7 protein-coding genes and 1 pseudogene are annotated in these 5,975 nt (G+C 67.1%); 3 read left to right on the top strand and 5 right to left on the bottom strand.

Annotated features, from left to right (window positions below):
* A partial coding sequence (locus tag VTU_RS0109620) for a hypothetical protein (protein ID WP_010103655.1) occupies window positions 1–690 on the top strand: 690 nt, incomplete at its 5' end.
* A 51-nt stretch (window positions 691–741) separates the two neighbouring features.
* A complete protein-coding gene (locus tag VTU_RS0109625; RefSeq protein ID WP_010103657.1) occupies window positions 742–1,509 on the top strand; it encodes a DNA-binding transcriptional regulator in 768 nt (255 codons plus the stop codon).
* Here VTU_RS0109625 and VTU_RS0109630 read toward each other — a convergent pair.
* The 5 genes and pseudogenes from VTU_RS0109630 to VTU_RS26705 all read right to left on the bottom strand — a co-directional run.
* Window positions 1,484–2,233, bottom strand: coding sequence for an HpcH/HpaI aldolase family protein (locus VTU_RS0109630; protein WP_010103659.1), 750 nt, complete (start codon window positions 2,231–2,233; stop codon window positions 1,484–1,486). The two genes, VTU_RS0109625 and VTU_RS0109630, sit on opposite strands and share 26 nt — an antisense overlap.
* A gap of 12 nt (window positions 2,234–2,245) precedes the next feature.
* Window positions 2,246–3,232, bottom strand: a complete 987-nt coding sequence (locus VTU_RS0109635; protein WP_010103661.1) for a Bug family tripartite tricarboxylate transporter substrate binding protein — start codon at window positions 3,230–3,232, stop codon at window positions 2,246–2,248.
* Window positions 3,229–3,873, bottom strand: coding sequence for a fumarate hydratase C-terminal domain-containing protein (locus VTU_RS0109640; RefSeq protein ID WP_010103662.1), 645 nt, complete (start codon window positions 3,871–3,873; stop codon window positions 3,229–3,231). Before VTU_RS0109640 ends, VTU_RS0109635 begins: the two co-directional genes overlap by 4 nt.
* Window positions 3,874–3,879: 6 nt before the next feature.
* Window positions 3,880–4,752, bottom strand: a complete 873-nt coding sequence (locus VTU_RS0109645; protein WP_029554255.1) for a fumarate hydratase — start codon at window positions 4,750–4,752, stop codon at window positions 3,880–3,882.
* 449 nt (window positions 4,753–5,201) lie between these two features.
* Window positions 5,202–5,816: pseudogene (locus VTU_RS26705) on the bottom strand (IS5 family transposase); the annotation flags it as partial.
* 63 nt (window positions 5,817–5,879) lie between these two features.
* Here VTU_RS26705 and VTU_RS35690 point away from each other — a divergent pair.
* Window positions 5,880–5,975, top strand: a 96-nt coding sequence (locus VTU_RS35690; RefSeq protein WP_010103666.1) for an IS4/Tn5 family transposase DNA-binding protein, incomplete at its 3' end; no start/stop codon positions are given.

Here is a 5,975-nt window from a genome sequence, read left to right on the forward strand (position 1 = left end):
GAGATGCTGCTGCTGTTACCTGACGACGACGGCGCCACCGTGCACACCCACACCGCAGCGCCCGAAGTGCGCCAGGTGCCGGGCCGCAGCGTCTGCGTGCTGCCGCCCGGCGCGGTCAGCGTGCGCCTGGCAGGGGCCGGCCGGGCCGCGCTGCTCGCCTCCTCGCGCCCCGATTTGGCGGCCGGCGCGGTGCTCAACGAGGCCGACTACGCGCTGCCCGATGCGCGGATTCGCCCGGTCGGCGCCGGCTACCGGCGCCGCACCCCGTCGCTGGCGGTCCAGGTCATGGCGGTCGACGCGGTCCGACCCCCGGCCGAAAAGCCGCGGCTCAAAATGTTCCAGAGCGACACCCTGAGCATCAACTGGGTCGAATACCAGGGTCCGCGCGACCGCAGGCAACTGAGCCCGCACCAGCACGCCGACTTCGAGCAGGGGTCGCTCGCCATGGCGGGCGATTTCGTGCACCACCTGCGCGTCAACTGGGGCAGCGACGCCGATCAATGGCGCGCGGATGAACACCTGCACGCGCCCTCGCCTTCGATGATCACGGTGCCGGTGCTGCTGGTGCACACCAGCGAAGGCGTCGGCCCGGGCCGGCATCTGCTGATCGACGTTTTTTCCCCGCCGCGCCAGGACTTCATCGACAAGGGCTGGGTGGCCAACGCGGGCGACTATGAGCGGCGCGAATGAAGCGCCCCCCGCTGCGTGGGAAACTGATGCACTGTCCGCACTGCGACCGCCATGGCATCCTTTCCTCCCATCCGCGCTGTCGAGCGCGCCATCGACCTGCTGTGCGCGCTGAATCGTTCCCCGGTCTGCACGCTGGACGCGCTGCACCGCAGAACTGGCATCCCCAAACCCACGCTGGTCCGCCTGCTCGAAACGCTGCAAGGCAAGGCCTTGGTGACGCGGGCGCCGCAATACGGGGCCTACAGCCTGAGCTCGGGCGTGCGCCAGCTGTCCTGCGGCTATCACGGTGTGCCCCGCCTGGTCGAGGCGGCGATGCCGTCCATGGACGAGCTGACGCGCAAGCTCAAGTGGCCGATCGCGCTGGCAGTCCCTGACCATGACGCGGTCGTGATCCGCTACAGCACGATTCCCGGCTCACCGCTGTCGCTGCTGCATTCGAGCATCAACATGCGCCTGAGTCTGGTCAGCCGCGCGCTCGGGCGCGCCTATCTGGCCGCGTGCACGGCGCAGGAATGCCGCGCCCTGCTGGACATCCTCAAGCTCTCGGAAGATCCGGAAGACGCGCTGGCACGGCAAGCGCGTGCCGTGTCCGCGATGCTGCGCCAGATCCGGCAGCAGGGCTATGCCCTGCGCATGCCCGGCGTCAGGCCGGTGTCCAACACCTTGGCCGTTCCCGTGTTCGAGGGCCGCAGGGCCGTCGCAAGCATCGGGCTCACATGGATTGCCCGCGCCGTGGGCCAGGAGCAGGCGGTGCAGAAATTCCTGCCGCCGATGCAGGAGATGGCCCGCCACATCAGGCAGCGGCTGAACGGTCTTTAGGTCCAGCCCCGGCAATGGCCTGCACGGCCTGCCGCAGCAGGGTCTGGTCGGAGGCCACGACGAACCAGTTTGCGCCCTGGTGCATGAACTGCTCGCGCTCCGGCGTCCCGCCCACGTGCATGCCGGCGAGCTTGTCCGCGCGCGTCGCCGCTTGCAGCACCGCCTGCGTCGCCTGCAACACCGCGGGCGCGCGCGCATCGTCCAGCCCCATGGCCAGCGCCAGGTCGGCGCGGCCCACGAACAGGCCCGCAACGTCCGGTACCTCGGCAATGGCCTGCGCCTGCGCGACTGCCTGGGCACTCTCTATCTGGCAGATGATTTGCGCCTGGTCGCCCTGGTGCAGGGCCTGCGCCATGCTCAGGCTCGCGTAGCGGGCGCAGCGCGGCCCCCCGGAATAGCCGCGCCGCCCGCCCCGGTAGCGCGCCATCGCGACCACTTCGCGCGCCTGTTCGGCGCTGTCCACGTGCGGCACCAGCAGGCCGGCGGCGCCGATGTCGAGGCAGGAAAGAATCACCGCCGGATTCATCTCGGGAATGCGGATGAAGACCGGAATGCGCGCGGCGTGGCCGCCCATGACCATCAGATCGAGCATGCCGCGGTCGAAGGGCGCATGCTCGGCGTCGATCACGACGAAGTCCAGTGCCGTGCTGCCCAACACCTCGATCAATTGCGGCGCACCGGTCTTGACGAAGGTGCCAATCTGCGCAGAGCGTGTGCGGTGCATGGCAGGGCGCTCTCAGTCGATCCGGATGTGCGCCGCCTTGATCACCTGCTGCCATTTCTGGCTGTCGGCATGGATGCGCTGGCGCAGCGATTCGGGCGACCCGCCCGCGACCACGGCGCCGTGCTGCTGCAAGCTGCTGCGGCCCGATACGGAATCGAGCAGCCGGTTGATTTGCGCATTCAGCCGTTGCACCAGGGGGGCCGGCATGCCGGCCGGTCCGACCACGGCCAACCAGACCGTCGCCGTCAGATCGACTCCTTGCTCCTGCGCGGTCGGGACATCGGGCAGACCGGGGAAACGCGCCTGCGAAGTGACCGCCAGCCCGCGCAGCCTGCCCGCCTGTATCTGCGGGATGAAAGCCGAGACCGGCGCGCAAGCCGCCTGCACGACGCCGCCGAGGAGGTCCGTCAGCGCAGGGGCGTCGCCGCGATACGGCAGGTCCTGCAGCCGGACCCCGGCGGTCAGCGACAACGCGGCCAGCGCCAGGTGGCCGATGGTTCCGTTGCCGGGCGTGGCGACGACGAACGCCGAAGACCGGGTCCGCGCCACGTCGATGAACTCCCTGAGGTCGCGCAGCGGCAACTGCTGCGGATTGCTGGCCAGAACCATGGGAATCTCGCAGACCGAGGCAATCGGTGCCAGGTCCTTGTCCGGGTCGAAGGGCATGGCCTTGTAGAGGAATTTGTTGTTCACCATCGGCCCGGAAGTGACCAGGCCGATGGTGTATCCGTCCGGCGCCGCCTTGGCCACCGCGTCGGTGCCGATGTTGCCGGCTGCGCCAGTCCGGTTGTCGACGATGACGGGTGCGCCCAGCTGCTCACCCAGACCTTGCGCGAGATGGCGGGCCACCAGGTCGGCGCCGCCACCGGCCGGAAAGGGCACGATCAGGCGGATCGGCCGGCTCGGCCATGCGCTGCTCCCGGCCCTTGCGGCAAATGGCGCGAGGCCCGCCGTGCCGACGACGCACAGGGCTGCGTCAAGCCAATGTCTTCGGTTCATTCCGGGGCTCCTGGAGGTTTCTGAAGGGATGCCTGGCGCGCCGCGTCCAGACGCTGCAGCAAGTGCGGCATGCGCGCCTGCGCCTGCTCGCGCAACTGCGCGTAGAGGCTGTTGCCATGCGCATCGATCGCCACCGTGGCAGGGCCGAACGCGGCCACGCGCAAGGTCAGCAAGCGAAATTGCGGGATGTACTCGTCCCAGCAGGAAGACACCAGGCCGCGCAATCCACGCGACAACAAGGGGGAGCCGCCGCCCAGAAAGGACAGGTAGACGCAGCCGGTGTCGCGCAGCGCCTGCGCCGAGGCCGCATCGAGGCCGCCCTTGCCGCCCGTGAGTCGCAGATCGAGGCCGCGCACCAGCGCCGGCATCCAGGCGTTGTAGCGCGTGCTCGTGCTCGGGTTGATGTACAGCGGCTGCGGCCCGTCGCGGCCCTCCCGCAGGCAGGTGCTGAGGTGGAAGAAAGCGCCACCGCGCAGTGCCGCCGGCAGCGTCTGATCACCATGGGCCACGGCCTGCACCATGCGCTGGTGCGTCGGCAGGCCGATGCTGACGGTGATGACACCATCGAGCGTCACCATGTCGCCCACGGCGAGCGCGCGCACCTGCTCGCGCGCGAGGGGAAGTTCAAGCGCGTGGAACATGGGGGCTCACCAGCCCAGGTCTTCGACGCGGCCGTCGTTGTAGATGCGCGCGGCGGTGCGCCGGTTGATCCAGCAGTTCAGGCACACCGCCACCGGAACGAAACCATGGCTGGCGGCGTAGTCCACGTGCACCGCCAGCGCACTCGCAGCGCCGCCGGTGCCCATCGGCCCGAAGCCCATGGCATTGATGGCCTCCAGAAGGCGCTGCTCCATGGCCACCAGAATCGGCTCGGGGTTGGTGCGGCCGAAGGGGCGCAGCACCGACTCCTTGGCCAGCCGCGCCGCATGGTCGAAGGTGCCGCCTATGCCCACGCCGACCACGATGGGCAGGCAGGGCTGCGAGCCGGCGCGCAGCACGGTGTCGAGCACGAACTTCTCGATCTGCGCCAGCGTCGGGTAGACAAAGGCATCGATCGCCTCCCAACGGCCGGTGCCCATGGCCTTGGGGGCGCAGACGATCTCGACATAGTCCGCGTCGTCGATCAGGTCGAAACCCAGCAAGGGAACGTCCTTGCCGGCATGGCTGCGCTCATGCGTGAGCGGGTTGGTCACCATCTTGAGGATGGGCGGATCGATGTGCTGCACCAGATCGGCGAAGCCGCGGGTGATCGCCGCGCGCACCGGACCGTCGAACTGCACCCGCGTGCCGATCTTGATGCTGTAGACCGGAATGCCGACGTCGGTGCACAGCAGCGCGTTGCCTTGCTGCGCGGCGTCCGCGCTCTGCAGCATGATCCTGAGCGTATGTTTTCCGGTGGCGCCGGTCTCGGTGGTTTCGGCGCGTTCCAGCGCGGCACGCGTGTCGTCAGGGATGGCTTTCAGGCAGCGCTCATAGAGCTGCGCCGTCACCCGTTGCAAGGTTGCACTGTCGATGGCCATGGTGGCTTGCGTCCGCTTGTCTCGATGGCCCGACGATGCGCCGCCGCGGACCATTGTTCAAGCGCATTCTTTGCAGTTTTCAGCAGCAGAAAAGTTCCACCGCTTCGTTTGCGCCGGCACCGCGCAGTCTTTTCCATTTCAGGTATGGGTCTGAGCTCGTCCATGTGGACCACCATTTCCTGATGATCAACCCACCCTCGCTCGGGGCCTGCAACCGCCCCTTCAGACGCACACCACGTTGGACAAGGCGGGCGTTTGACACGCATTGGAACTTAAGTGACAATGCCTGCGCAAAGCTGAACGCGAATGCTTTTCATCCGCTTTTCATCCACTCCCCAAAGAGGTTTGACATGGTCCGCACTCTCTCCGATGCACGCACCGCCAAGTACCAGCGAGGTCAAGCTATGACCGAGGACCTTTGCGATTTCGTCAATGGCGGCGTTGTGTCAAGTTGCACCCAGTGTGGCCTGCGGCCAGGGCATGACACCTGCGCACGCGGCAATCTGCGCGTGGCACGCTTTGGTGTCGCAGGCACCATCGTCGCCGACGATGTCAATCGGTGTTCCGAACGGAATCTGCTCAAGCAAATCGGTCAGGACCTCGCTGTCGCCCATCTCTTGGTGGGTCATCAGCGCCGCGCAAATTTGGCCGGCCCTTGTGTCCATCGCCAGATGGACCTTGCGCCAAGTGTGGCGCTTGGACCAAGCGTGTGTGCGCACCTTCCATTCGCCCTCGCCGTAGAGCTTGAGGCCTGTGCTGTCGAAAGCCAAGTGCAGTGGCTCACCCGGGCGCAGCGCGGGCAAGACGACTTGCAGGCTTTGCGCGCGGCGGCTCAGGGTCGTGTAGCCGGGTACCGGCAGATTCGGGAAGGCGAGCCGGTGCAGGCTTTGAGCGAATCCTTGCAGCGTACGCAGGGGCAGATCAAACACCTGCTTGAGACCAAGCAAGCCTTGGATGACAGTGTCCGGGTAGACGAGCGGGCGTGTGCGCCTGGGGACAGCTGCAGCGGGTGCGAGAAGGCTCTCGTCAATCCACATCGCGACATCTCCTCTGGCAATCAGCCCATCTCTTTATACACAAGCCCCCTCGCATGAGCTATGCTACTCATTTCATAGCGAAAGCATACAATGAACTGGACAGTCACGGAATTCAAGAGCATGAACCTGGGGGACCCCAGGCGCAAAGAGCGTGCGATCCGCCTGATCGAGAGCTTGAGTGCCAAG

Source organism: Verminephrobacter aporrectodeae subsp. tuberculatae At4 (assembly GCF_000193225.1).
Taxonomy (GTDB): Bacteria; Pseudomonadota; Gammaproteobacteria; order Burkholderiales; family Burkholderiaceae_C; genus Acidovorax; species Acidovorax aporrectodeae.

Bases quoted from the DNA above. Each gene is read 5' to 3' on its own strand.
- VTU_RS0109625 (WP_010103657.1), top strand. From the start codon at position 742: ATGGCATCCTTTCCTCCCATCCGCGCTGTCGAGCGCGCCATCGACCTG.
- VTU_RS0109630 (WP_010103659.1), bottom strand. From the start codon at position 2,233: ATGCACCGCACACGCTCTGCGCAGATTGGCACCTTCGTCAAGACCGGT.
- VTU_RS0109635 (WP_010103661.1), bottom strand. From the start codon at position 3,232: ATGAACCGAAGACATTGGCTTGACGCAGCCCTGTGCGTCGTCGGCACG.
- VTU_RS0109640 (WP_010103662.1), bottom strand. From the start codon at position 3,873: ATGTTCCACGCGCTTGAACTTCCCCTCGCGCGCGAGCAGGTGCGCGCG.
- VTU_RS0109645 (WP_029554255.1), bottom strand. From the start codon at position 4,752: ATGGCCATCGACAGTGCAACCTTGCAACGGGTGACGGCGCAGCTCTAT.